Raw genomic sequence first — 24,235 nt, 5'->3', positions numbered from 1 at the left:
GGGCCGCCTCCTGAGCTGACCGTTCTGCCCACGCGAAGGGCGGGAGAGGTGCTGGGATACCTTGTCGGCCCCTAACGAGGAGGGCCGTGGAGAGTCGGGGAGCGCTCGCCATGCCGAAGACGCCGGATCGTACGGGATCCATGAACGCGCAGACCGTGAACCGTCGGGCGGCCCTCCGCACCACCGGGCTCCTCACCGCCGGCCTGCTCTTAGGCGCCACCCCCGCCGCGGCCGTCACCCGCCGCCCCACCCCGGCCGGGGCCTGGGCGGAGCTCAGGCGGGGCAACCGCCGCTGGGTCTCCGGCAAGGTCGTCCACCCGCACCAGGACCGCGCCCGGCGGGACGAGGTCGCCGAGAAGCAGGAGCCGTACGCGACGGTCGTGTCGTGCATCGACTCGCGCGTGGCACCGGAGCTCGTCTTCGACGCGGGCCTCGGCGACCTGCTCACGGTGCGCAGCGCCGCCCAGACCATCGACCCGCTCGTGTCGGGCGCCATCGAGTACGGCCCCGCCCAGCTGGACGTCCCGCTGATCGTGGTGCTGGGCCACCAGCGCTGCGGCGCGGTGTCGGCCGCCGCCCACGCCCTGAACGAAGGCCGCGAACTCCCGGGACGTCTCCAGGACATCGTCGAGGCCCTGCGCCCCGCCTACGAACACGCCGACGGCGACGTGGAGAAGATGACCAAGCTCAACACCATCGGCGTCGTCACCGAGCTCAAGGCCGACCGGCTGCTCGTCCGCCGGATCACCACGGGCCGACTCAAGATCGTCGGAGCCTACTACTCCCTCGACACCGGCCTCGTCACCCGCCTCGTCTAGGCCCAAGGCGCGTGGCCGACGGGAGCCGGCCCGGGCCTCACCGGCAAGGCGTTCAGCCAGATCGAGCTCGTCCGGCAGGGCAGCCCGCTCATGGCGGAGGACACGTCCCTCACGCTCATCGGCCCGCGGCCCGGTCGCCACGGGTTCGGTCGCGTCGCCGGCGCGTACGTCCGCTCCGTCGAGGGGCGTCAGACCGGCAGATGTACGCGACGCAGCCGCCGGATCAGGGGCCGTGGTGCTGGTGTTCGCGGATCTCGCCGCCGAGCTCGGCGCGGAGTTCGCCGAGGAGGGCCGGGGTGGAGACGACCGCCCACCGGTCGCCGACGAGGTACGTCCCGCCGTACGGCTCCGCCGCGTCGAGCCAGGCGTCCTTACCGGCCGGCGTCGTGAAGGTCATGATCGTGTAGCGGCCCTGCGGCGACTGGCACACGACCTGACGGTAGTCGGCGGCCCGCCCCTGCTCCTGCGGTCGCGGGCATCGCGTCACGGCGACGATGCGGTCCATGTCCACCGGCGGATGCGTTTCGGGCACGGTCGGGTGATGGTCGTGGCCTCCGGCCGTCGTCGGTTCCGAACCCCAGAACGTCACCACGGCCAGGCTCACGCCCAGGGCGGTCAGGCAACAGGCGGCGACGGCTCGTAATCGGTGCAGTGGAAGTTTCACGTTGAACCCAGCTGTCGGTACGGCTCTCATGCCTGGGTACGCAGCCGGCGCGCTCAGGGTTCAGCTTCGTCCTTGAGGCGTTCGAAGACGAGCTGGGTGCGCTGGACGGCGCGCACGCCGTACACCTGGCTGATCAGCTCGGGGGTGAGGACCTCGCTGGGCGGGCCACCGGCCAGGATGCGGCCGGAGCTCATGACGTACAGGCGGTCGCAGAAGGCGGCGGCCTGGTTGAGGTCGTGCAGCACGGCCAGCGTGGCCACGCCCAGCTCCCGCACCAGGTGCAGGATCTCCAGCTGGTGGCGGATGTCGAGGTTGGAGGTGGGCTCGTCGAGCAGCAGCAGGCGGGTCTCCTGCACCAGGGCACGGGCGATGAGCGCGCGCTGCTTCTCCCCGCCGGACAGGGTGGCGTAGACCCGGTCCTCCGCGCCGGCCAGGCCGACGCGGTCGAGCGCCCGCGCGCAGCGCTCCCCGTCGGCGGCGTCGCGTTCGTACGGCGTGCGGCCCATGAGCACGATCTCCCAGACGGTGAAGTCCAGCTCGGCGGGCGTCTCCTGGGCCACCACGGCGGTCCGCCGGGCGGACTCGCGCCACGGCAACCGGTGCACGTCGTCGCCGTCCACGCTGATGAGCCCGGCCGAGGGCCGCAGCGCCCGGTAGATCGTCCGCAGCAGGGTGGATTTGCCGCACCCGTTCGGGCCGACCAGTGCGACGAACTCGCCGTCGTCCACCCGCAGGCCGGCCTCGTGCACGATGGGGCGGCCGTCCAGGTTCACGGTGACGCCACGCAGGTCCAGCCTCATGTGACGGTCACCGCCCGGTCGACCGAGCGGCGGCGCAGCAGCCACAGGAAGAACGGCACGCCGAACAGCGCCGTGACGATGCTCAGCGCCAGCTCCTGCGGCGCGGCGACCGTACGGGCCGCCACGTCCACGAGCTGCAGGAACGCCGCCCCCAGCAGCGCCGTCACCGGCAGCACCCGGCGGTGGTCGGCGCCGACCAGCAGGCGGGCGGCGTGCGGCACGATCAGCCCGACGAACGCGACCGCGCCGCTGGTCGCCACCAGCACGCCGACCAGCAGCGAGGTGAGCACGAACAGCGTGATCCGCAGGCGGTGCACGTTCACGCCCAGCGAGACGGCCGTCTCCTCGCCGGCGCTGAGCGCGTTGAGCGGACGATGCTGCAGCAGCAGGTACGTCAGCCCCGCGGCCAGCACGACGGACGGCAGCGGCAACATCTCCCAGCGGGCGCCGCCCAGGCTGCCCATCAGCCAGAACAGCACCTGCTGAGCCGCCCGCCCGCTCTGCGCCTGCTGCAGCACGAAGCTGTAGGCGGCCTGGAACAGGTAGGCCAGCGCCACCCCGGCCAGCACCAGCCGTGACGGAGTGAGCCGCCCGGAACGCTGGGCCAGCACGTACACCAACGCCAGGGCCAGCAGCGCCCCCCCGAAGGCGGCGGCCGACAGCGACAGCCCGCCCAGCGTGGAGGCGCCCATGATGAGCACCACCACCGCGCCGAACGACGCCCCGGAGGAGATGCCGAGCAGGAACGGGTCGGCGAGCGGGTTGCGCACCAGCGCCTGCAGCACCGCTCCCACCACCGCCAGCCCGGCCCCGACGAGCAGCGCCAGCAGCGCGCGCGGCAGCCGGAACTGCCAGACGATCTGCTCCTGCACCGGCGTCCACGTCCGCGGCACCAGGCCGGGCATGAGGCGGTCGGCGACGATGGCCCACGCCTGCGGCAGGGCGACGTGCACCGCGCCGATGCTCACGGCCAGCCACGTCGAGGCGACCGCGGCCACGGCCAGCACGGTGACGAGCAGGGTGAATCGGCCGTTCCTGCGAGGCTTCACGGGAGCGACCGGCGCCGTCTCGGTGATCATCGGGTGAAGGCGTCGGGGTGCAGGAAGCGGGCGATGTCCACGACGGCCAGCAGGTTGCGGTAGCCCGGGTGCTGGGCCGCCACGGGCAGCGCGAGCACCCGGTCGTCCTTCGCGGCGGGGCTGTTCGCGGCGACGGCGAGGGTGTCGGCGGCCTTGGCCTCCACGGTCGGCTTCTTCTCGCCGCGCAGCGTGGCGTACTCGCTGATCAGGACGGCGTCGGGTTGCGCGGCGGCGATCGCCTCCGGGTTCACCTCGGTGTAGTCGGCCTTGACGTCGGCCAGCACGTTCTGCCCGCCGGCGGCGGTGATCAGCTGGTGCGTCACCCCGGCGCCTCCGTACGCGTTGACCGGGCCCTGGCCGCCGTCGGTGGCCAGCACCTTGACCGGCGGCCGGCCGCTGACGCGCTCGCGCACGTCGTCGAGGTCGCCGCGCAGCTCGGCGATCAGCCGGTCGGCGCGGTCGGGGACGCCGAAGATCGCGCCGAGGTTGCGCAGGTCGGTGAGGGTGTCCTCGAGGGTGAACGCGAGCGTCTCCTCGGGGCTGCACCAGCCGCCCATGATGTAGACCGGGGAGCCGGCGGCGTCCAGCTCCTCCACGGTGGCGTAGCCGCCGCCCGCGTCGAAGCTCGCCATGCTGTTGTCCAGGACGAAGTCGGCGCCCTGGGCCAGCATGATTTCCTTCTGCGGCAGCATGATCGTCGGAGAGATCTCCGGAATCCTGTCGTACAGCTCCTCGTGCCCGGGCAGGAACGCGCTCTCCGAGAAGTTCGTCCGGCTGGCGACCTGGTCGCCCAGGCCGAGGGCGAACAGCGTCTCCAGCGCGGGGTGGTAGCCGGTCACCACCTTGCCGGGCGGCTGGTCGAAGGTGAGCGTGCGCCCGCAGTTGGTCACCGTGACCGGGAACCCGGCCTGCGGGGCCGCGGCCGGCTCGGCCTCGTGCGTCGCGGGGGTCTGCCCGCAGGCGGCCAGCGTCAGCGCCATCACCAGGACGAGCAACTTCTTCATGACGCGGCGCCGTCGTGGGCGGTGCGGGACATGCGGCGGGCCTCCGGGATCGGACGATCGTGATGCGATGCCATTTTGCGCATAATTCGCAATTGCTAGCAACCTGCATCAAGCCTGACCTTGGCGTACGGTCGCCAGCAGGTTCGCGACCAGCGGATTCGCGTCGTCCCTGCGCCAGGCCACGGCCACCCGGGTGCGGACGGCGCTTGGCTCGATCCTGCGGAAGGCGACCCCTTTGAGGCGGATGCGCCGGATGCTCGCCGGAGCCAACGAGACGCCCAGCCCGGCCCCGACCAGCGCGCAGACGGTCTGCCATTCCACGGCGCGCTGGGCGACCCGCGGGGTGAAGCCCGCCGCCGCGCACAGGCCGACGATCTGGTCGTGCAGCCCTGGGCCGGCCGTCCGGGGGAGGAGCACGAACGGCATGTCCGCCAGCTGCCCGACCCGGACCGTGCGTCGGGAGGCGAGGAGGTGCTCGGCGGGCAGGACGGCCACGAAGGGCTCGCTCAGCACGGTCTCGCAGCCGAGCTCGGTCTCGCCGGCAGGCGGTTCCCGCAGCAGCCCGACGTCGATGGCCCGGTCGCGCAGGGCCGAGAGCTGGGGCGCCGTGGTCATCTCCAGGATGTCCAGCCGCACGTCGGGATACTCCCGCCGGAAGGTACGCAACAGGCCGGGCAGGAACGTCAAGGCGAGGGAGGCGGCGAAGCCGATGCGCAGGCGCCCGGCTCGGCCGCTCCCGGCGGCCCGGGCGGCGGCCAGGCCGTCCGCGAGGCCGGTGAGCGCGCGCTGAGCGGCGGGCAGGAGCTCCCGGCCCGCCGCCGTGAGAGCGACGCGTCCCGGAGTGCGGTGGAACAGCGCATGGCCGACCTTCTCCTCCAGCCGCCGGATCTGCTGGCTCAGCGGGGGCTGGGCGATGCCCAGGCGGGCGGCCGCGTGGCCGAAGTGGAGCTCCTCGGCGAGCACGACGAAGGCGTGCAGTTGCGCGAGGGGGAGTTCGGGCCGGTCCATACGTGTAGAGATATCAGTCGATGGCCGTGACTGTATTAGACGTATCCACGCTGGTCGTCCTAGTGTCCTGACGCATGACAGAGCGACGTGCGATCCTCAGCGGCTCGACGTTCGAGGAGCAGATCGGTTATGCCCGGGCCGTGGTGGACGGCGACTGGGTGCACGTGTCCGGGACGACCGGGTTCGAGTACACCACCATGACGATCTCCGACGACGTGGTGTTGCAGGCCGAGCAGTGCCTGCGCAACATCGAGGCCGCGCTCGCCGAGGCCGGGTGCGCCCTCGCCGACGTGGTGCGGGTGCGCTACCTGCTGCCCGACCGGGACGACTTCGAGCCCTGCTGGCCGGTGCTGCGCCGCGCCTTCGGCGAGGTACGGCCGGCCGCCACGATGCTCGTGTGCGGCCTCGCCGACCCCCGCATGAAGATCGAGATCGAGGCGTACGCCCGCAGGCCGCCTGCGCGTTGAGCGCGACCGGCGTCCTCGGCAGGGGCCGACCTGCACGCTCCGGCTGCCCCTGACACGGTGAAGCCCGGTCACCGGCCGTCTCCTGCCGGGACTGAGCCGGCGATGACTACGAATCGGTCGCGACACCGAAGGCGGCGCGCAGCCGGGCCATGTCGTGACGGTCGCGGTCGCGTGGCTCGTACCCCTGGTGGAAAGCGATCTGCTGGGCCACCGACAGGCAGTTCACCGGCACGCCCTCGATCACGCCCGTGGCGAAGGCGTCCGCCGGGTAGTGGAAGAAGCCGCCGTGATCGTCGGCCTGCTGGACGGCGGACCCGTCCGGCCGGAACCGCAGCGGATGCAGGTCCAGCTCGTGGCCCTGGTGATCCTTCATGACGAACCGGGCGGGCCGGCCGGGCTCGGCGCCGGGCTGCTCGGCGAACCCCGCGTGCTCCAGCGCCGTGATCAGCGACGGCTCCTGCTCGACGCGGTGCAGCAGGTCAAGGTCGCCGTGTTCGCGCGTGACCTCGCCGACCAGGGCGTCGACGCCCCATCCGCCGGCGACCCAGACCTCGCACCCCGCCTCACGCAGCAGGGCCAGCACCCGCAGCACCGCACTCGTATCCATCACGCGAGGCATTCTGCCCGCTGCGCGCGCCGGCCGCGCGGCTCGTGCCGCCTAGGACGCGGTGCCGCGCAGGTCGGCGCCGGTGATCCACTCGATGACGGAGTGGTGCCGGGGGCGCCAGCCGAGGAGGTCGCGGGCGCGGGTGGCGCGTACGCGGCTGTTGGAGCCGAGAGCGTGCAGGGCGAACTGGGGATCCCAGACGTTGCCGGGCGAGTCGGGATCCCAGGGCTGCGGAGCGGTCATGCCGAGGGCACGGGCGAGGGCCGCCACCATCGCGGCGAAGGACTCCTCGCCGTTCTCGACGAAGTAGAACGCGCCGGGAGGGGACTTCTCCAGGGCCAGGGCGTACAGGTCGGCCATGTCCTCGACATGGACGTTGGACCAGATGTTGCGGCCCGCGCCGACGTGGCGGACGACGCCGTCCGAGCGCGCCTGCCGGATCAGCGCGTCGATCAGCACGCTCTGGCGGCCCGGGACCCTGCCCGGCCCGTAGACGAGGCTGTTGCACAGGACGGCCGAGCGCACGTCCTGCTCGGCGGCGGCCAGCACCAGCCGGTCGATGGCCACGCGTGCCGCGCGGATGGGGTGATCGGGCTCCCAGCCGCCGAGGACGTCCTCGCCGAAGACGACCTCCGATCGTTCGCCGGTCGTGCCGGTGGCCACGAAGCCGGAGCCGCTGGTGTGAAGCAGCGGCTTACCGGAGCCGGCCAGGGCGGCGATGAAGGTCTCGACGGCGCCGCGATGATCGCTGTCGGCGGCGTTGACGACGCCGTCGGCGCGGCGGGCGAGCTGAGTGAGCACCTCCGAGTCGTCCAGGGTGCCCACCACAGGCTCGATCCCCAGGCGGGTGAGGGCCGCGGCCTTGGACTCGTCGCGAATCAGCCCGGTGACGGTGTGGCCGGATTCGATCAGCCGCGCGGCGACGGTGCCGCCGATGAGACCGCTCGCTCCGGTGACGAAGACGTGCAACGGGACCCCCATGCCGGTTCGCGTGTTCGGACCAGGAGATCCTCGTCCTACCTCCCCTCCGGGGCCAAGCCATGTTGCCGATCCGGCAAAGGCGCCTTCCCGCGACGCCTCCCGTCAGTCGTCGAGGACGGACAGGTCGAGGCGGGAGAGGCGGTCGGGATCGGCGATCGCGTCGATACGGACGATCCTGTCGTTCGTGATGGTGAACCCGAGCACCGCGACCGCCCGCCCGCCCAGCGTCACGACGGCACCCGCGGATCCGTTCACCAGCGCCGGGTGAGCCAGCGCGGCGTGCTGGTGGAACGTGAGCACCTGACCGGCGACGGACGCCGCGCCGCGGACCACCACGGACGCCTCCGGACGTCCCGTCCCCCCGTCGGCCCGCAGCACGGCGTCCGGGTCGAGGGCCGCGACGAGCGCGTCGAAGTCGCCCCGGCGCGCCGCGGCGTAGAAGGCGTCGACGATCTCCCGCTGTCGGCCGAGGTCGGCGTCAGGAGCCTGGACGTCGGCTCCGCGCACCCGGCGCCGGGCCCGGCTGGCGAGCTGCCGGGCCGTGGCCGGGGAACGCCCGACCATGGGGGCGATCTCGTCGAAGGGGAGGTCGAACATGTCGTGCAACACGAACGCCAGCCGTTCGGCGGGGGTGAGGGTTTCGAGCACCACCAGCAGTGCGAGTCCGACGGAGTCGGCCAGCAGCGCCTCCTCCTCGGGGGTCGTTCCGTCCGTCCGGCTGATGACCGGGTCCGGCACGTGCACGCCCATGAGCTCCTCGCGCCGGGTCGCGCGCGAGCGGAGCACGTTCAGGCACACCCGGGCGACGATGGTGGTCAGCCAGGCGCCGAGGCTGTCGACCCGGCCGGCGTCCGCCCGGCTGGCCCGCAGCCACGCCTCCTGTACGGCGTCGTCGGCCTCGGTGATCGAGCCGAGCATCCGGTACGCCACCGCTCTGAGGCGGATCCGGTTCTGCTCGAAGCCCTCCGTCAGCCAGTCTGACTCGGTCATCGGTCACATTCCTCCGCCGCTAGGGGTCATAGAGGTGACACCTCGAATCCGCTGGATGTGACAGGGCGGCAAATCATGCAGGTACGGAACGTTCAGACCATGGTCGATCGCTTCGAGATCGAGGCGCTGCGCGGCGAGTTCACCGACGCGGGGACGATGCGGGACTATGACCGCTTCGCGGCGCTGTTCACCCAGGACGGCGCGTGGCGGATGCCGCACATCGGCGTCGAGTTCGGCGGCCGGGAGGAGATCCGCGCCGGGATCGAGCGCTTGCAGGGCCTTTGGGAGTACTTCGTGCAGAACGTGCACCCGGGCACCATCCAGCTCGACGGCGACACCGCGCTCGGCCGGGCGTACGTCGCGGAGTTCGGGCGCCTGCGCGACGGGCGTTCGCACCTGAACCACGCCGTCTACCACGACCGCTACCGGCGCACCCCCGACGGCTGGAGGTTCGCCGAGCGCGTCTACCAGGTCAGATACGCCGACAGCACGCCGCTGGCCGGCTCGGCGGTGGAGGAGCGGCACGGATGACCACCACGACCGGTCTCGGCGAGCTGACCGGCGACTACGTCATCGACGCCGCCCGAACGCGGATCGGCTTCGTCGGCCGGCACAGAATGGCCACCAGGGTGCGCGGGTGGTTCGACGCGTTCGAGGGCGGCGCGTACCTGGACGGTGACGACCCGTCGAAGTCCGACGCCGAGCTCACGATCCAGGCCGCGAGCGTCAGGACCGGTGACCGGCGGCGCGACGCGCACCTGCGCGGCAGGTTCCTCGACGCGGACGCCCATCCGGTCATCACCTTCGCCTCGACCGGGGTGGTGCGGGCCGGCGAGGTCTTCAGGGTCACCGGCGACCTGACCATCCGCGGCGTGACCAGGCCCGTCACCGTGGACTTCCGGCTGACCGGCGCCGGGGACGACCCGGAGGGCGGTTTCCGGGTCGGCTTCGCGGGCGGCGTCACGATCGACCGCGACGACTGGGGGGTGAACGGGAATGCCGTCACGGGAGTCCTGATCAGCGGGAAGGTGACGCTGCAGCTGGAGGTCTCGGTGGTTCGGCGGCTCGGTGCCACCTGACATATAAAGCGCGATATGTCCAACCTTGTGTTAGTTGGGGGCTCGTGTAAAGGTCGCTTGTGACCTTCCGTCAGCGGGTGCGTAAGCCCGTTCGGCGGGCGTACTTGGACCTGTGCGAGGAGCAGTAGGTGCACTTACACCGGGCATTTGTCAGTAAGAGGCTGGCGACGGTCGCCGTCGCGGCGGCCCTGACCGCGTCAGTCCTCACCGTTCCGCCCGCGCAGGCGGCGAAGGCGGCCGACCCCGGCAGCTGCAAGACCCAGGACGACCCGTCCTGGTCCGGCTGGTCCGACCACGCGGAGGTCGGCGCGGCCCTGGCGCAGATCGAGGCGAGCAGCGGCGGGCGCGTCGATGTCGAGGTCGCCGGCCGATCCGCCCAGGGCAGGGAGCTGTGGGTGGCCCGCGCCGGCACCGGCGACCGGGTGTTGTTGGTGACGTCCGCCATCCACGGCAACGAACGCACCGGCACCGAGGCCCTGCTGGGCATCCTCAAGGACGTCGCCAGGGGCGGTGACGCGCGCACGGAGCGACTTCTCGACGAGATCACCCTCGTCGCGATGCCGATGGTCAACCCCGACGGCGGCGAGCTCAACCGGCGCGTCAACGTGGTGCCGTGGGAGGACACGGTCGCCGCGTTCCCGCAGCTCGAAGGCGCTCCCCGCGCCTGGTACCACCGCCTCGGCGGAGACGGCATCGACCTGCCCGGCTACGACCTGAACCGCGACTTCAACCCGGACCTCGACTACGTGCCGCAGGCCGCGGACCTTCCCGGCGAGGAAACGGACGCGGGCTTCTTCCTGTCTTCCGAGTCCCGCGCGATCCGCGACGTGTACGTGGCCATGCGGGAGGAGAAGGGCGCCGTGGACGCGTACGTCGACCTGCACCACATGGGGCCGTGCGACATCCTCACCGGCGGCCCCCAGGACGGCGATCTCATCACCTTCTCGCTGGACTACCCGCCGCTCGGCGTCCAGGACGGCGCCGCGTACCAGGACGAATGGCCGGCGCTCGACCAGGACAAGTCGCGCCGTTACGCGCTGTCCGTCTACAAGGGCCTGATCGAGAAGTACGGCGCCCAGTCGCCGCACGTGGCCGTCGGCCGCTACTTCCACCCGGACACGCGCGAGTACGCGGGCCAGGGCCGCTCGGCGTTCGCCCTGAACGGCACCGGCACCGTGCTCTTCGAGGTCCGCGGCCAGCAGGACGACCTGGGCCAGAAGCAGAAGGGCATGTTCGTCCAGTCGGTGCGCACGGGCATCGAGTCCCTGATGGACGGGCTGGCGACCGGCAGCGCCGACACCCTGGACGGTGACGACTTCTTCGACCTGCCCGACTACGGCTGGGACACCGCCGCCGACTGACCGAACCCGGTGACGGCCGCGGAGCCCGCGCTCCGCGGCTGTTGCCTCTTCCTCATGGCTGAGAGCCACGTCACCGGCCAGGTCATCACCGTCGACGGCGGCGAATCCCGCATCGGAGCACCGGCGCGGCGATGAGGATGCCCGGATGCTTTGGGGAGACAAGCGGAAGCTTCCTGATATCTGCCGCGAATTGGTTTCGGCTTCGGAGGAGCAGGACTGGGCGTCGGCGGCGAAGCTGTCCGGGCGTGCGGTCAAGCGGGCCCGGGCAGCCGACACCGCCGAGCGCAGCGCGGCCGTCGAGGTGCTCGGGACGGCGCTGGCGAGCGTTCGGCTCGCTTCAGGGCGGGATCTGGCGCGGTTCGCCGGGCAACTGATCGAGGTGGGCTCCGATCCGGGCGACGTGCTCGGAACGCTGTCGGCCCGGATCGCCGAGGGCCTCGAACTCGCCGCCCGCCTCCCCGGCCTGTGCGGAGAGGGTGAGCTCCCCGACCCTGACAGCGAGGAGCAGGCCGGCCTGGCCCTGGCACGCCTGCCGACGACGGACAGGTCGTCGAGGCATGGTTCACCGCCGGCGAGTGGGTCCAGGGCCTGCTGGTGCCCATGCAGCGCAAGGACGTGCGGCTGGCGTTGCCGTTCCGTGAGCGCCTCACCGCCGCCGTCGCGGCCGCGCCGGAGGAGATCGACAGCGCCCACTGGCTGTACGGGCTCCTCCAGGTCCTCGACATCCTCGTCCTCGACCGTCCGGGCGGACGCGGATACGAGGTGACCATCAGCGGGATCGGGGACAACTTCCAGCTGCACACCCTCCTGGCCGCCACCCTCATCGGCGACCCGTCCGAAGGGCTCATCCCGGGCGAGCCACCCGCGCCCGCCTGGATCGCCGCGGCGACCGACGGGGAGATGCAGCCGCCCGGCGGGATCTCAGGCCGGTTCAACCTGGTGGACGCGACAGGCGAGTGGATCTGGAACGAGGGCCGCCCCGCCGACATCCCCTTCGCCGAAGGCCGCCGCGTCGTCGTCCTCGATCCGCCGCCGTACCCCCGCTCCTGGAACGCCGGCCGCGTCTACCCCCTGATGGAGCCCACCCTCGTCCTCGACCGCATCCTCACCCCCGCCGAGACCGCCGACCACCTGTCCCGCATCGTCCCCGACCGGAGAACGCCCGCATAGGCGACGCGATCATCGGGGCGGCCGAACACGAGCGGATGACGTCGTCGCGAAGAAACGTCTCTTGAGGGTTCCCGATTTCATTCCGCTGTTCGGCCAGGTGGCCGAGGGCTCCGTCGTCACCGGCGGCGGACGTAGTACTCGTCGAGGGGGAGGACCAGGGCGTACAGGTGGGGTCTCGCCCAGGGCGGCAGGGCGATGAGGGCCTGCTGGAGGCGGTGGCGGGGGGCGGCGCCGGTGCATTCATCGCACGCGCATCTGCGGAGCAGGCGCTCGGCGGTGCCGACGAGGGCCGCCTCCTGCCAGGCCACCAGGGCTTGCGCGACCGCGCCCGGCCACATCCGGGTGTGTTCGAGCGCGATCACCGCGCTCATGGGGCGGCGGCCGAGCCCGGGGACATGATGGATCCACGCTCTGTGGGCCCCGCACGCCGATCCAGGCGTACGGACCTTGGAAGGGCGCCTACGCGGCATGGCCCTTTCCGGCCGAGGTCATGCGCACGATGATCGCATGCCTGGAGCGCGGGCTCCAGGCATGCGGCCGGTGGATGCGAAGGTATGGGTCAGCCGGCGCTGCAGGAGACCGTGGGCCAGGTCCGGTTGCCGTTGTGCCGGATCGTCACCCCCCAGTTGTTCCCGTTGCCGTCGGGTCTGGCGACCAGCACCTGCGGGCTGGGGTAGCTCGCGCTGACGTTCCAGGTCGACATGATCCTCGCCGGAGACGGAACGTTCATCGTCACGGTCCAGTCGCTGGAGCCGCTGACCGAGACGTTGAGGTTGTAGCGGTCACTCCACTGCTGACCGGCCGACAGGGTGGCCGTGCAGCCCCCGCCGGGGTTGCCGGGGTTGCCCGGGTTGCCGCTCGCGCCCACGGTGATGTTCGAGCTGCCGCTGCTCTGGTAGCCCTCGGTTGCGAGGATCATGTAGTCGTGGGTGCCGAGGTTCATCCCGTTCCTGGCCCACGCGTCGAAGTGGTTGCCGGCGGTGATGGTGCCGCCCGTCCGCTTCGACTGCCGGACGCTCCAGTATTGGCCGAACGTTCTGGCGCCCTCGATGGAGGGGGCGTTGTAGCGCGTCGTCCGGTAGATGTCGTACGTGCCGCCGTCGCTGGTCACGGCGCCCATGTACGTTCCGGTGGGCCGGTAGGTGCCCCAGTTGTCGACGACGTAGTACTCCACGAGCGGGTTCCTCGTCCAGCCGTAGAGCGTCAGATAGGCGTTGCCGGACGGGTTGAAGCTGCCGGAATACGTGACGGTTCTCCGGCCGCCGGGGTTCCAGCCCTTGCCGGCCACGAAGTCGCCGGTCTTGTCGCGGCGGCGTAGAGCCTGCTCAGCGGCACTGTCCAGGGAGCCGAGCCCGGAGCGGAACCATGAAACTTTCAGTGATCACTCGAAATGTTCGGTCTCCGAGCATCGCTGAGGGGCGACACGCCGGGGTTCGGGAGCAAGGTCCTTAAACATCAAAATCGTGGTTGAATAACACCCTTTCGGTTTTGACGGGTTGTTTGGGCTTGAAGAGGTAACTGAGAAGATCCGTATGGGTATGTCTGCTCGCGTCTGAGTCTTTCGCTGAAATGGCGGATGTCAGATTTCAAGCCGATCTATCCATGAACGGAAAAAAGAACGTGAATACTGAAAGTCGGCGGTCACGAATGCCGCGCCATGGGCGTTTCGTGGCACTAGCTCTCACCGGCGCGGTCGCCGGTGTCATGTTCCTTCCGCTCGGCCAGGCGGTGGCCGGAGCCTCCACGGGCTTCCCGGCCGTCGAGGCCGGCGGGCCGCCGCCGCAGCCGGCCAAGGCCGCTCCTCGCCCGGCGCCGCGCGCCAAGCCGAGGGTCGTGACGCGCGTCCGTAAGGAGAAGCCCGTCATCGTCATGCCTCCGCGGCACCGCCACCACAGGCACCACCGCAACATCGAGGCCTTCATCGAGAACGACAACTTCAACAGGGGCCACAAGCACGATCGCCACCAGAGGCGCGACAAGCACGACTTCCACCGTCACTACTTCAACACCATGCCCCCGGAGATCGAGGACGAGCTCGAGCCCGAGGGCGACGTCGAGATGAACGACGGCCTCAACTAACCGCGCAATAAGGGCAAATGGCGCAATTGGCGCCGGCCGCTGATATCACGGTCGGCGCCAGCGATAAATCGCCGGCACCCTTACCGATAACGGTGGGCGAATACGGCGCACGTCGCCGGAGCGCACCACCCTCGCAACGGAGCTGTCGTGGATCCACGATCCGCGGCAGCTCCGTCATGTGGCGGGGCCTCAAAAGGCGCTGGAAAAACCGGTCACTGATCGGTGCGCAGGGCGTCGGTGGAGTAGCCGGCGATCTGCTTGTACCGCTGGGAGATCTGCGCCAGCTCCTCCACCTTGATCACGTCGTCGATGGAGTCGAACGGCTGGTCCCCGGTCCGCTGCCACACCTCGCGGATGATCACGTCCGGGGGCATGCTCCGGTTGGCGAGGACCACCTGGGTGGTCGCGGGCAGCCGTTCCGCCTCGTACGCGCGCAGCGCGGTCGCCGGGTCGGGCGTGGTGCCCAGGTGGTTGCGGAGCGCCCGCGCGTCGAGGATGGCCTGCCCCGCGCCGTTGGAGCCGCGCGGCACCATCGGGTGGGCGGCGTCGCCGAGCAGGGTGATCCGGCCCTGGCTCCAGTGGTCCAGCGGGTCCTGGTCGACCATCGGGTACTCGAGCACGGTCTCGGAGGCCCGCATCATCGCCGGCACGTCGAGCCAGTCGAAGTGCCAGTCCTCGAAGGCTCCGATGAAGTCCTCCAGCTCACCCCGCCGGTTCCAGTCGCGCTGCAGGTGGCGTGGGGTCTGGATCTCGACGACCCAGTTGAGCAGCTGGTCGCCGTCCGGCAGGTTCCTGATCGGGTAGGTGACGAGCTTGCCCCGGTCGATCCAGCCGGCCCGCACCATGCTGGCCCCCGACAGGAACGGGCGCCCCTTGGTGACACCGCGCCACATGTTGATCCCGGAGTAGCGCGGCTCGCCCTCGTCCGGGTGGAGTTGCTTGCGCAGCACCGAGTGGATGCCGTCGCAGCCGACCAGCACCCGGGCCCGTACGGAGGGCAGCGGGTCGCCGCCGGGGCCGGCGAAGTGGGCGGTCACGCCGTTCTCGTCCTGCTCCGCCCGGACGAACCGGTGCCCGAGCACCACCGCGTCCGCGCCGATCCGCTCCCGCACCGCCGCGAGCAGCACCGCCTGCAGGTCGCCGCGGTGGATGGAGTACTGGGGATGCTCGTAGCCGGCGTGCAGACCGGACGGCTCGCGGTAGATGAGCTGGCCGAAGCGGTTGAAGAACACCGACTCCCTGGTGACGACACCGGCCGCGGCCAGGTCGTCGCCGAGGCCGAGCCGGTGCAGGACGCGCGTGGCGTGCGGCAACAGGTTGATGCCGACACCCACCGAGCCGAGCTGCGGCACGGCCTCGTAGAGGCGGCAGCCGATTCCGGCGTCGTGCAGTTCGAGCGCCAGCACCAGGCCGGCGATGCCGGCTCCGACGATGACGACCTCGTCCTCGGTCGAGCGGCTCGCGGGATCGGGGGACCGTCGCGGCATGAAGACTCCTGGCTTCTGTGCGGGATTGCGTCGGCAGGCGGGGGTGGGGGCCGTTGCCGTGGCACTGGCGCCTGGGTGAGCGCCGAGCACATGGTGCCATCGTGTTGTCGAGAGCAGACGGAATCATCGTAAAGTTTCTGCTATACAGAACAATATGCTTGACCCCCTGCCTCCTTACGCCATCGGATCGGTGGACAAGGCGCTCCTCATCCTGCTCATGATCAGAGCCCGCGGTGAGGTGCGCGTCACAGACGTCAGCGACGAGCTGGGAGTCGCCCGCTCCACGGCCCACCGGTTGCTGCTCACCCTGGCCCACCGCGGCTTCGTCGCCCAGGACCGCGTCACCCGGGCCTACCGCGCCGGCCGGGTGGTGGTGGAGATCGGCCTGTCCGCGGTGGGCGGGCTCGACATCCGGCGCAAGGCCAGGCGGCACATGGAGTGGCTGGCGGCCGAGCTGCACGAGACGGTCAACCTCATCGTGCTGGAGGGCAACGGCGCCCGCTTCATCGACGGCGTGGAGGGTGACCGGCCGCTGCGGGTGTCGTCCCGTACGGGCACCCTGCTGCCGGCGCACAGCACCTCGGGCGGCAAGGTCCTGCTCGCCGAGCTGTCCGACGACGAGGTGCTCGCGCTCTTCCCCGACGGCCTCATCCGGGTCACCGACCGCACCATCACCGACCCCGAGGCGTTGCGCATGGAGTTGCGGAGTGTGCGCGACCTCGGCTACGGAGTGAATCACGAGGAGAGCGCCGCCGGGCTGGACGCCGTGGCGGTGTGCGTGCGCGACCACCTCGGCCGTGCCCTCGCCGCGCTCGCAGTCAGCCTGCCCCACCAGCGGATGACCCACGGCAACCTGCACATGATGCTTCCGCCGCTGCGCCGTGCGGCCGAGGCCATCAGCCAGGATCTCTGATCCGGTGGAGCGGCGGCCGGGCCGTCACACGGGCCAAGTTGTTGCGCTGTGCAGAATCTATGACCGTTCGATTCCCTTTTACGAAAACCACCCGTAACTTCTGGCATCGAACAGCAGATCCGGGCGCCCTGCCACGAAACGGGTATATGTCATGATTCAGCATGGAAACGGTCGCGTCAGCATGCTCTCGCGCGGGTGGCGCCGGTGACCTACAACGACTACGACGCCCCCCACGCCGACCTGCGCGAGCTGATCGAGCGGATCGACCGGTCCGGCCAGCTGGTGCGCGTGGGCGGCGTCGACCCCCACCTTGAGCTCGGCACCCTCATCGAGCTCATCGCCCACCGCGGCGGCGAGGGCGGCCCGGCCGTCCTGTTCGACGACCTCGTGGGAGCCAAGCCCGGTCACCGGGCCTTCTCCGGCGCCACCAACTCGGCGGAACGACTCGCGCTCACCCTCGGACTTCCAGCGCCCGGCCATCCGCTCGACGTCGTGCGCGCCTACCGCGACCGGATGAAGACCCACGAGCCCATCCCGCCGGTCACCGTGGACGACGGCCCGGTGCTGGAGAACGTCCTGCGCGACGACGAGGTGGACGTGACCGCCCTGGTCGCCCCCTTCCTGCACGAGCGCGACGGCGGCCGGTACATCGGCACCGACGACCTGATCATCATGCGCGACCCGGACGACGGCTGGGTCAACATCGGCACCTACCGCAGCATGGTCCACGGACCCGACCGGGTGGGCCTGTGGATCTCTCCCGGCAAGCAGGGCCGGCAGATCAGGGAGAAGTACTTCTCCCGCGGCGAGCCCTGCCCGGTCCTCATCTCGTGCGGCCACGACCCGCTGCTCTTCCTGGCCTCGGGCAACGAACTGCGCTACGGCCTGTCGGAGTACGACTACGCGGGCGGCCACCGCGGGCAGCCGTTCGAGGTGGTGAACTCCGAGCTCTACGGGCTGCCCATGCCGGCCAGGGCCGAGCTGGTGCTGGAGGGCGAGATGTACCCTGGCGACGTCGCGCCGGAGGGACCGTTCGGCGAGTTCACCGGCTACTACGCCGGCGGGCGCTCGGACCAGCCCGTGGTGCGCATCCGCCGGATCTACCACCGCGACGACCCCATCGTCACGGTCGCCTCCCCGATCAGGCCGCCCTCCAACTTCTCGTACAGCAAGTGCGTGATGAAGGCGGGGATGATCTGGGACGAGGTGGAGCGGGCGGGTCTGTCCGGCGTGCAGGGCGTGTGGTGCCACGAGGCGGGCGCCGCCCGGCTGTTCAACGTCATCTCCATCAAGCAGGCCTACGACGGTCACGCCAAGCAGGCCGGCCTGCTCGCCGCGTCGTGTCAGTCGGGCTCCTACCTGGGGCGTTTCGTGGTCGTGGTGGACGACGACATCGATCCGACGAACACCTTCGACGTCCTGTGGGCCATGTCCACCCGATGCGATCCGGCCGAGGACATCGAGATCATCCGCCGGGCCTGGAGCGGGCCGCTGGACCCCCGCATCCCGCACGGGCAGACGCACAACTCGCGGGCCATCATCACGGCCGTCCGCCCCTACGACCGCATCGCCGACTTCCCGCCTGTGGCCGAGGCCAGTCCGGAGCTGCGCGACCAGGTCGCGCGCAAGTTCGCCGACGTCCTGTCCGCGCTCGGCGCCCCCACCCCCCACCTGCAGCAACCGGAGGAAGAATGAGCAGGCTCCGCCCGGCCGCGATCGGGGCGGCGACCGTCGCCCTGGCCCTCGGCCTCGCCGCGTGCGGCGGCGACACCTCCGCCACCGCGAGCGGTGACGACGCCACCATCACCTACGGCATCTACGAGCCCGGCGCCGACTCCGGTTACCTGCTGATGGGCCAGGAGAAGGACTTCTTCGCCAAGCACGGCGTGAAGGTGAACGTCGTCCAGCTGAAGAGCGCCCAGCAGGCGTTCCCCGCGCTCCTGGCCCAGCAGGTCGACGTGATCCAGGGCAACCCGAGCGAGGCGCTGCTCGCGATGCACAAGGGCGCGAAGCTGAAGTTCGTCGGCTCCACCATGCCCGGCCAGAACTACGCGCTCTACGCCAAGAACGAGGTCGCCTCCCTGTCGGCCCTGTCCGGCGTGACGCTGGGCGTCTCCACCCCGACCGGCCTGCCGGCGGTGGTCGCCAAGGCGATGATGCTCCAGTCCTCCGTCGATCCGGCCTCGGTGAAGCTGGTCAACTCCGGCGGCTCGTCCGACCGGTACAAGGCGGTGGTCGGCGGGCAGATCCAGGTCGCCTCCGCGCCGCTGGACTATGTCGCGCAGGCCACGAAGGACGGCGTCAAGCTGCTCGGCCGGGCCAAGGACGTGGTGCCCGACTTCCCCAGGTACGCCCTGATCACCAGGGACGACGTGCTCCAGTCCAAGGGCGCCGCCGTCACCGGGCTCATCGCGGGGCTCGTGGAGGGCATCCGCTACGCCGACGCCCACCCGGACGAGGCCAAGGCGCTGGCCGCGAAGACGCTCAAGGTCGCGCCCACCGACCCGATGATCGGCGAGACGTACAAGGAGTTCCACGACGGCGGCTACCTCGCCATGAACGGCGAGATCCCCGTCAAGCAGATCAAGTACCTGGCCGACCTGCAGGCGAAGCTCGGCATCACCGAGGCGCCCATCCCGGTGGACCCGATGGTGGACGACAGTTACCGCCAGAAGGCTGTCGCGGAGATCGGTGAGGTCCCCTCCAAGTACTACGGAGACGCCAAATGAGCGGCGACCTGGCGGTGGACGTACGGGGCGTGTCCAAGGTCTTCCGCGACGACAAGGGCCGCGAGGTGCACGCGCTGCAGGACGTGTCGTTCCAGGTGCGCCGCGGTGAGATCGTGGCGCTGACCGGGCGCAGCGGCTGCGGCAAGACCACGCTGCTGCGCATCGTCATGGGCCTGGAACAGCCGTCCTCCGGCACGGTCCTGGTGGAGGGCGTCCCGGTGCGCGGCTGCGGGACCGACCGGGGCATCGTCTTCCAGAACGCCGAGCTGCTGCCCTGGCGTACCGCGCTCGGCAACGTCGAGTTCGGCCTGGAGGCCCGCGGCCTGCCCAAGGCGGAGCGGCGGGCGGCCGCCGAGCGGGCGATCGAGCTGGTCGGCCTGGGAAACGCCGCCGGCCGCCGCCCGCACGAGCTGTCGGGCGGCATGCGGCAGCGGGTCGGCATCGCCCGCGCGCTCGCCATCGACCCGGCCGTGCTGCTCATGGACGAGCCCTTCTCCGCGCTCGACGCGCAGACCAGGGAGAAGATGCAGGCCGAGCTGCTGGAGATCCACGAGCGGACCGGCAAGACCATCGTCTTCGTCAGCCACGACATCGACGAGTCCGTGCTGCTCGCCGACCGGGTGGTCACCCTGGTGCCCGACCCAGGACGGGTGCACGGCGTGCTCGACACCACCTTCGGCGCCTCCACGTCCCTGGACGAGCGCCGCGGCTCCGAGGAGTTCGCCCTACGCCGCCACGAGCTGCTGCAACTCGTGCACGGCCGGGAGATCCAGCAGCAGGATGGAGTGTCCGCATGACCGCCCTGGCAGACAAGGCGGCGCCGGCCGTCGACGACGAGACCTCCCTGTCCAGGAGGATCCGGGCCCAGCGCCGAGGCGGCCGCGACCGCCTGATCACAGCCGGCACCGTGGTCGTCCTGCTGCTCATCTGGGAGGTCGCCGCCCGGCAGGTCAACCCGATCCTGGCCGCGCCGCCCAGCGCCGTCCTTCAGGCGCTGATCTCCATGATCGGCGACGGTTCGCTGCCCAAGGCGGTGTGGGAGAGCGCCCAGCCGTTCCTGGCCGGCTACCTGCTCGCCATCGTGGTGGGGGTGCCGGTGGGCCTGCTCATCGGCCGCTTCCGGGTGGTGGAGGCGGCGATCGGCTGGCTGGTCATCGCCGGCTACGCGATGCCGATGATCGCGCTGACCCCCGTCTTCATGCTCTGGTTCGGGCTGGGCTTCGCGGTCAAGGCGGCGATGGTGATGACCATGACGGTCTTCGCGATCTCCATCAACACCTGGAACGGCGTGCAGAACGTGCCCCGTACGCTCATCGAGGTCGGCACGGCCTTCTGCGCCTCGCAGCCGCGCATCCTGAGCCAGATCGTGATCCCCTCCGTCATCCCGTCGATCATGACGGGCCTGCGGATCGGCATCGGCAAGGCCGTGGTCGGCATCGTGATCGCGGAGTTCTTCACCGCGATCGGCGGGGTCGGCGGGGTCATCGTGGACGCCGGCCACAGCTTCCAGCCCGACCGCATGTTCGCCGCGGTCGTCGTGCTGATGGTCGCCGCGGTCGCGCTGACGGGGCTGATCGGCCTGGTCGAGCGGTGGCTGGCCCCCTGGAACCGGTCGATCGCCGGAGGTGCGCATTGAACACCCCGATCATCGCGGGAGCGCCGCGCCGAGTCGTCGTCGGGGTCTCCGGCGCGACCGGCACGGCGCTGGCCGTACGGACACTGCAACTGCTCGGCGCGGCCGGGGTGGAACGCCACCTCATCGTCAGCCCCGCCGCCCGGCGCACGGCCGCGTACGAGATGCCGGACGCGACCTTCGACGCCGAGGTGGTGCACAACTTCCGCGACATCGGCGCCTCCATCGCGTCCGGCTCCTACCCGGTGGACGCGATGATCGTGATCCCGTGCAGCGTCAAGACCCTGGGCGCCATCGCCTCCGGCGTCTCGGAGAACCTGCTGGTACGGGCCGCCGACGTCACGCTCAAGGAGCGGCGGCGCCTGGTGCTGTGCGTACGGGAGACGCCCCTGCACCTCGGGCACCTGCGGGCGATGGTCACCGCGACCGAGATCGGCGCCATCATCGCGCCGCCGATGCCCGCGTTCTACGCGGCGCCGGAGTCGCTGGACGACGTGGTGGACCACATGGTGGCCCGGGCGCTGTCGCTGATCGGCGTGACCGTGCCGGGCGCGCCGCCGTGGCAGGGTGAGCCCGCCTCGGCGGCGCGCCGGGAAAGCGGCACCCACGATCAGGACCAGCCGACCGGCGAGCAGCGCTAGTTGTCCGGGCCGCCCGGGCCGGGCGGCCCCGCGTCAGAGCCGGCCTGGCCCGGAGCGGTGCGCTCTGCCGCGCGTCAGAGCCAGGCCGGGAGCGGCGGGCCGGTGGCGGCGCCGGGGCGGCCCAGCAGGTAGGCGGTCAGTTCCGCCAGCTCCCCGCGCACCTGCGACGGGGAGCCTTCCTTCGTGCCCAGCTCCCAGTGGTCGCCGGTGTCGGTCGCGGTGAGCGCGACACGAGGGGCGTCGGCGGCCGCAGCGAACGCCGCCATGGCGTCCCCGGCGAGCGCGCGGAGCAGGTCGGCGGGGAAGTCGCGCAGGCCGGCGCCGGCGCCCAGGTCGACCGCGTGCACCCACACCTCGCGGGTGCGCATCCACGCCACCTCGGAGGCGGGCACGATCCGCCCCTTGGCGGTGCGGACCTTGGCGTCCCACGCGGTGGCGGGCATGGCCGCGAGCTCCCGGGCGAGCCGGGCGTGCCCGCCGGCCAGCTTCGCGCGCAGGTCGGCGGCCGGGAGCGCGGCGCCCGCCTCGATGTCGGCCGCCCGTTGCCCCGGCGAGGAGTACATCGGGCTCTCCACCCCGGTACGCGCCCAGTCGAGCAGGTTGACCAGGGCGTCGGCGTTGCTCGCGACGTGCGCGACGACCTGGCGGCGACGCCAGCCCGGCAGCGCCGAGGGCGCGTCCAGGCCGGCGTCGTCGATCGTGCTCAGCGTCCGCTCGAACAGCGCGGTGCCCTCGTGGACCCGCTCCAGCGCGGGCACGGTCACGCCTTCTCCTGCCGGCAGACGTTGCGGCACTCGCCGATCCCGCCGATCGACGTGGTGACCACCGTGCCGTCGCTCAGGTAGCGCGGGGGCTTGCGGGCGTGCCCGACGCCACCCGGGGTGCCGGTGGCGATCACATCGCCGGGGGCCAGCGTGATGATCGTCGAGATGTAGGAGACCAGCTGCACCGGGGTGAAGAGCAGGTCGGACAGGTCGGTGCTCTGCACCACCTCGCCGTCCAGCTCGCAGCGCAGCTCCCCATCGGTGGCCGGCGCCTCGTCAGGGGTGACCAGCCAGGGGCCGATCGGCGTGGTGGCCTCGAACGTCTTGCCCTGCAGCCACTGGAGGGTGCGGTACTGCCAGTCCCTGGCGGTCACGTCGTTGAGCACGGTGTAACCGGCGATGGCGGCCCTGGCCTGCTCCTCGTCGGCGTTCCTGACCTCGGCGCCGATGACGAGGGCGAGCTCGGCCTCCCAGTCCATCGCGTCGGAGACGGCGGGCAGTGCGATCTCGTCGTTCGCGCCGATCAGCGCGCGGCCGTACTTCGCGAACAGCGTCGGGTACGCGGGCAGCTCGCGGCCCATCTCCTGGATGTGGTTGCGGTAGTTGTGACCGACGCACACGATCTTCTCGGGCGCGATCACGAGAGGCGCGTAGTCGAGCCCGTCCAGCGGATGGGCGGGGCCGTCGGCGGTGGCAGCGGCTTCGCGCCAGCCGGGCCGGCGCAGCACCTCCACCAGGTCGGCGGCGCCGAGCTCGACGGCGGCATCGGCGTCGACGCGGACCGCCCTGGTCCCGCCCGCGGTGCGGATGGTGGCGAGTTTCATGCCTGCCTCCCTGCGGCCTGCCGCGCGAGGCGGGTGAAGCCGAGCGCGTCGTACACGGGCTCGTCGCTGAAGCGGAACAGGTCCACCTGCGTCACCGCCTCCAGCGCGAACTCACACCAGGACGGCACCACGAACAGGTCGCCCTTCTTCACGGTGAACCGCTCCTGGCCCAGGCCCACGGTGGCCTCGCCCTCGAAGACCTGCCACACCGCCGAGCCGACGATGCGCGCGGGCTCCGTACGCGCGCCCGCCCGCAGCCGGTGGAACTCGGTGCGGATGGTCACCAGGGCGTCCCCGCCGGTGGTCGGGTTGCTGTAGCGCACCCCGGCGTGGCCGGGGCCGAGGGCCGTCGGGTGCCCTTCGTCGGCGAGTTCGAGCTGCGCGGTGAGCGCGGCGTCGGTGTGCGCCCAGCGGTAGGCCATCAGCGGCGAGCTGGGCTGGTCCGGCGCCCCGATCGGGCGCAGCCCCGGGTGGCCCCACAGCCGCTCGTTGCGCGAACGCTCGGGGGTCTCGGTGACCGTGAGCCGGTCGGGGCCGAACTCGAAGAACCCGGCGTCGAGCTGGTGCACCAGCGGGATGTCCAGCCCGTCGATCCAGGCCATGGGGCTGTCGGTGACGTTCTGGTGCTCGTGGAAGGCCCAGCTCGGGGTGAGCAGCAGGTCGCCCCTGCGCATCGCCACGGGGTCGCCCTCGACGTTGGTCCAGACGCCCTCGCCGTCGATCACGAAGCGGAACGCGGTCTGCGAGTGGTGGTGCGACGGTGCCGTCTCACGCGGGCCGAGGTACTGGATGGCGGCCCACAGGGTCGGGGTCGCGTACGGCAGGCCGGGCAGCCCCGGGTTGGCCAGCGCGATGGCCCGGCGCTCGCCCCCGCGTCCCACCGGGACCAGCTCGCCCGAGCGCTGCGCCAGCGGGTAGAGGTCGGACCACCGCCACACGTACGGGACGGCCGCCGGCTGCGGGACCGACGGCATCAGGTCGTCCCTGGCGGTCCACAGGGGGATCAGGTTGTGCGCGCTGAAGTCTCGGTAGAGCTGGTCGAGGGCGACCTGCTCCTGGTCGATCGTGGTCATGGACTCCGCTCCTTGCGTCTGCAGAACCGGTCGGAGACCGGCGTTTCGACGGTAATGCAGCTGA

The 24,235-nt window shown here is 71.2% G+C and carries 27 protein-coding genes and 1 pseudogene; 13 read left to right on the top strand and 15 right to left on the bottom strand.

Going from position 1 to position 24,235, the window contains the following annotated elements:
• The first annotated feature begins 140 nt into the window (after window positions 1–140).
• Complete coding sequence (locus ACIBP6_RS40405) at window positions 141–818, top strand: carbonic anhydrase (protein WP_397059684.1); 678 nt, start codon at window positions 141–143, stop codon at window positions 816–818.
• A gap of 223 nt (window positions 819–1,041) precedes the next feature.
• Here the strand turns inward: ACIBP6_RS40405 and ACIBP6_RS40400 are convergent, their stop codons facing one another.
• From ACIBP6_RS40400 to ACIBP6_RS40380, 5 genes are all read right to left on the bottom strand, one after another.
• Complete coding sequence (locus ACIBP6_RS40400; protein WP_397059682.1) at window positions 1,042–1,482, bottom strand: hypothetical protein; 441 nt, start codon at window positions 1,480–1,482, stop codon at window positions 1,042–1,044.
• 53 nt (window positions 1,483–1,535) lie between these two features.
• Window positions 1,536–2,282 (bottom strand): ABC transporter ATP-binding protein, encoded by a 747-nt coding sequence (locus ACIBP6_RS40395; protein ID WP_397059680.1) that lies wholly within the window; start codon window positions 2,280–2,282, stop codon window positions 1,536–1,538.
• Window positions 2,279–3,361, bottom strand: a complete 1,083-nt coding sequence (locus tag ACIBP6_RS40390) for a FecCD family ABC transporter permease (RefSeq protein WP_397059678.1) — start codon at window positions 3,359–3,361, stop codon at window positions 2,279–2,281. The genes ACIBP6_RS40395 and ACIBP6_RS40390 overlap by 4 nt, the downstream gene beginning before the upstream one ends.
• Complete coding sequence (locus tag ACIBP6_RS40385; RefSeq protein WP_397059676.1) at window positions 3,358–4,365, bottom strand: ABC transporter substrate-binding protein; 1,008 nt, start codon at window positions 4,363–4,365, stop codon at window positions 3,358–3,360. Before ACIBP6_RS40385 ends, ACIBP6_RS40390 begins: the two co-directional genes overlap by 4 nt.
• 108 nt (window positions 4,366–4,473) lie before the next feature.
• The gene (locus tag ACIBP6_RS40380) at window positions 4,474–5,373 is read right to left on the bottom strand and encodes a LysR family transcriptional regulator (RefSeq protein WP_397059674.1); all 900 of its coding nucleotides are present in this window, start codon (window positions 5,371–5,373) and stop codon (window positions 4,474–4,476) included.
• Between the two features lie 74 nt (window positions 5,374–5,447).
• On the opposite strand from ACIBP6_RS40380, the gene ACIBP6_RS40375 reads away from it, so the two are divergent.
• Window positions 5,448–5,840 carry a RidA family protein gene (locus ACIBP6_RS40375; RefSeq protein WP_397059672.1) on the top strand — a complete coding sequence of 131 codons (393 nt, stop codon included), beginning with the start codon at window positions 5,448–5,450 and terminating at the stop codon, window positions 5,838–5,840.
• A 106-nt stretch (window positions 5,841–5,946) separates the two neighbouring features.
• Here the strand turns inward: ACIBP6_RS40375 and ACIBP6_RS40370 are convergent, their stop codons facing one another.
• The 3 genes from ACIBP6_RS40370 to sigJ form a co-directional block, all read right to left on the bottom strand.
• On the bottom strand, window positions 5,947–6,447 hold the full coding sequence (locus tag ACIBP6_RS40370) for a nucleotidyltransferase domain-containing protein (RefSeq protein WP_397060279.1): 501 nt from the start codon (window positions 6,445–6,447) through the stop codon (window positions 5,947–5,949).
• Between the two features lie 51 nt (window positions 6,448–6,498).
• Window positions 6,499–7,428: an NAD-dependent epimerase/dehydratase family protein gene (locus ACIBP6_RS40365; RefSeq protein ID WP_397059670.1), complete on the bottom strand. Its 930-nt coding sequence runs from the start codon at window positions 7,426–7,428 to the stop codon at window positions 6,499–6,501.
• Window positions 7,429–7,530: 102 nt separating this feature from the next.
• Window positions 7,531–8,418 carry an RNA polymerase sigma factor SigJ gene (gene sigJ, locus ACIBP6_RS40360; protein ID WP_397059668.1) on the bottom strand — a complete coding sequence of 296 codons (888 nt, stop codon included), beginning with the start codon at window positions 8,416–8,418 and terminating at the stop codon, window positions 7,531–7,533.
• Between the two features lie 99 nt (window positions 8,419–8,517).
• Here sigJ and ACIBP6_RS40355 point away from each other — a divergent pair, with 99 nt between their 5' ends.
• From ACIBP6_RS40355 to ACIBP6_RS40345, 3 genes are all read left to right on the top strand, one after another.
• Window positions 8,518–8,949 (top strand): nuclear transport factor 2 family protein, encoded by a 432-nt coding sequence (locus ACIBP6_RS40355; protein ID WP_223189401.1) that lies wholly within the window; start codon window positions 8,518–8,520, stop codon window positions 8,947–8,949.
• Window positions 8,946–9,497: a YceI family protein gene (locus ACIBP6_RS40350; protein WP_397059666.1), complete on the top strand. Its 552-nt coding sequence runs from the start codon at window positions 8,946–8,948 to the stop codon at window positions 9,495–9,497. Before ACIBP6_RS40355 ends, ACIBP6_RS40350 begins: the two co-directional genes overlap by 4 nt.
• 128 nt (window positions 9,498–9,625) lie before the next feature.
• Window positions 9,626–10,858, top strand: a complete 1,233-nt coding sequence (locus ACIBP6_RS40345; RefSeq protein WP_397059664.1) for a M14 family zinc carboxypeptidase — start codon at window positions 9,626–9,628, stop codon at window positions 10,856–10,858.
• Window positions 10,859–11,195: 337 nt separating this feature from the next.
• On the opposite strand, the gene ACIBP6_RS40340 is transcribed toward ACIBP6_RS40345, so the two are convergent.
• Window positions 11,196–11,417 carry a hypothetical protein gene (locus ACIBP6_RS40340; protein ID WP_397059663.1) on the bottom strand — a complete coding sequence of 74 codons (222 nt, stop codon included), beginning with the start codon at window positions 11,415–11,417 and terminating at the stop codon, window positions 11,196–11,198.
• A 41-nt stretch (window positions 11,418–11,458) separates the two neighbouring features.
• Between ACIBP6_RS40340 and ACIBP6_RS40335 the strand changes: the two genes are divergently transcribed.
• On the top strand, window positions 11,459–12,028 hold the full coding sequence (locus ACIBP6_RS40335; RefSeq protein ID WP_397059661.1) for a hypothetical protein: 570 nt from the start codon (window positions 11,459–11,461) through the stop codon (window positions 12,026–12,028).
• Between the two features lie 116 nt (window positions 12,029–12,144).
• Here ACIBP6_RS40335 and ACIBP6_RS40330 read toward each other — a convergent pair whose 3' ends face one another.
• Complete coding sequence (locus ACIBP6_RS40330) at window positions 12,145–12,399, bottom strand: hypothetical protein (RefSeq protein ID WP_397059659.1); 255 nt, start codon at window positions 12,397–12,399, stop codon at window positions 12,145–12,147.
• A gap of 188 nt (window positions 12,400–12,587) precedes the next feature.
• Window positions 12,588–13,328 (bottom strand): annotated as a pseudogene (locus ACIBP6_RS40325) (glycoside hydrolase family 11 protein); the annotation flags it as partial.
• Between the two features lie 368 nt (window positions 13,329–13,696).
• Between ACIBP6_RS40325 and ACIBP6_RS40320 the strand changes: the two are divergent.
• Window positions 13,697–14,107 carry a hypothetical protein gene (locus ACIBP6_RS40320; protein WP_397059657.1) on the top strand — a complete coding sequence of 137 codons (411 nt, stop codon included), beginning with the start codon at window positions 13,697–13,699 and terminating at the stop codon, window positions 14,105–14,107.
• A 212-nt stretch (window positions 14,108–14,319) separates the two neighbouring features.
• On the opposite strand, the gene ACIBP6_RS40315 is transcribed toward ACIBP6_RS40320, so the two are convergent.
• The gene (locus ACIBP6_RS40315; RefSeq protein WP_397059656.1) at window positions 14,320–15,594 is read right to left on the bottom strand and encodes a flavin-dependent oxidoreductase; all 1,275 of its coding nucleotides are present in this window, start codon (window positions 15,592–15,594) and stop codon (window positions 14,320–14,322) included.
• Between the two features lie 154 nt (window positions 15,595–15,748).
• Between ACIBP6_RS40315 and ACIBP6_RS40310 the strand changes: the two genes are divergently transcribed.
• From ACIBP6_RS40310 to ACIBP6_RS40285, 6 genes are all read left to right on the top strand, one after another.
• A complete protein-coding gene (locus ACIBP6_RS40310) occupies window positions 15,749–16,507 on the top strand; it encodes an IclR family transcriptional regulator (RefSeq protein ID WP_397059654.1) in 759 nt (252 codons plus the stop codon).
• Window positions 16,508–16,711: 204 nt separating this feature from the next.
• Window positions 16,712–18,202, top strand: a complete 1,491-nt coding sequence (locus tag ACIBP6_RS40305) for a UbiD family decarboxylase (protein ID WP_397059653.1) — start codon at window positions 16,712–16,714, stop codon at window positions 18,200–18,202.
• Entirely contained in the window at window positions 18,199–19,236 is a 1,038-nt protein-coding gene (locus ACIBP6_RS40300) for an ABC transporter substrate-binding protein (RefSeq protein WP_397059651.1), read from the top strand. The genes ACIBP6_RS40305 and ACIBP6_RS40300 overlap by 4 nt, the downstream gene beginning before the upstream one ends.
• Entirely contained in the window at window positions 19,233–20,033 is an 801-nt protein-coding gene (locus tag ACIBP6_RS40295) for an ABC transporter ATP-binding protein (RefSeq protein WP_397059649.1), read from the top strand. Before ACIBP6_RS40300 ends, ACIBP6_RS40295 begins: the two co-directional genes overlap by 4 nt.
• Window positions 20,030–20,872, top strand: coding sequence for an ABC transporter permease (locus ACIBP6_RS40290; protein WP_397059647.1), 843 nt, complete (start codon window positions 20,030–20,032; stop codon window positions 20,870–20,872). Before ACIBP6_RS40295 ends, ACIBP6_RS40290 begins: the two co-directional genes overlap by 4 nt.
• A complete protein-coding gene (locus tag ACIBP6_RS40285; RefSeq protein WP_397059645.1) occupies window positions 20,869–21,510 on the top strand; it encodes a UbiX family flavin prenyltransferase in 642 nt (213 codons plus the stop codon). Before ACIBP6_RS40290 ends, ACIBP6_RS40285 begins: the two co-directional genes overlap by 4 nt.
• Before the next feature lie 74 nt (window positions 21,511–21,584).
• On the opposite strand, the gene ACIBP6_RS40280 is transcribed toward ACIBP6_RS40285, so the two are convergent.
• Genes ACIBP6_RS40280 through ACIBP6_RS40270 form a run of 3 tightly spaced genes read right to left on the bottom strand, consistent with a single transcriptional unit; the run spans window position 21,585 to window position 24,171 of the window.
• Window positions 21,585–22,274, bottom strand: coding sequence for a maleylpyruvate isomerase family mycothiol-dependent enzyme (locus ACIBP6_RS40280; RefSeq protein ID WP_397059644.1), 690 nt, complete (start codon window positions 22,272–22,274; stop codon window positions 21,585–21,587).
• Entirely contained in the window at window positions 22,271–23,098 is an 828-nt protein-coding gene (locus ACIBP6_RS40275) for a fumarylacetoacetate hydrolase family protein (protein WP_397059642.1), read from the bottom strand. Before ACIBP6_RS40275 ends, ACIBP6_RS40280 begins: the two co-directional genes overlap by 4 nt.
• A complete protein-coding gene (locus ACIBP6_RS40270; protein ID WP_397059640.1) occupies window positions 23,095–24,171 on the bottom strand; it encodes a cupin domain-containing protein in 1,077 nt (358 codons plus the stop codon). The genes ACIBP6_RS40275 and ACIBP6_RS40270 overlap by 4 nt, the downstream gene beginning before the upstream one ends.
• Between the last annotated feature and the right edge of the window lie 64 nt (window positions 24,172–24,235).

The sequence above is a fragment of the Nonomuraea terrae genome (genome assembly GCF_044465245.1).
GTDB lineage: Bacteria > Actinomycetota > Actinomycetes > Streptosporangiales > Streptosporangiaceae > Nonomuraea > Nonomuraea terrae.
The sequence above is the reverse complement of the archived record's forward strand: the minus strand, read 5'-3'. Positions and strand labels throughout refer to the sequence as shown.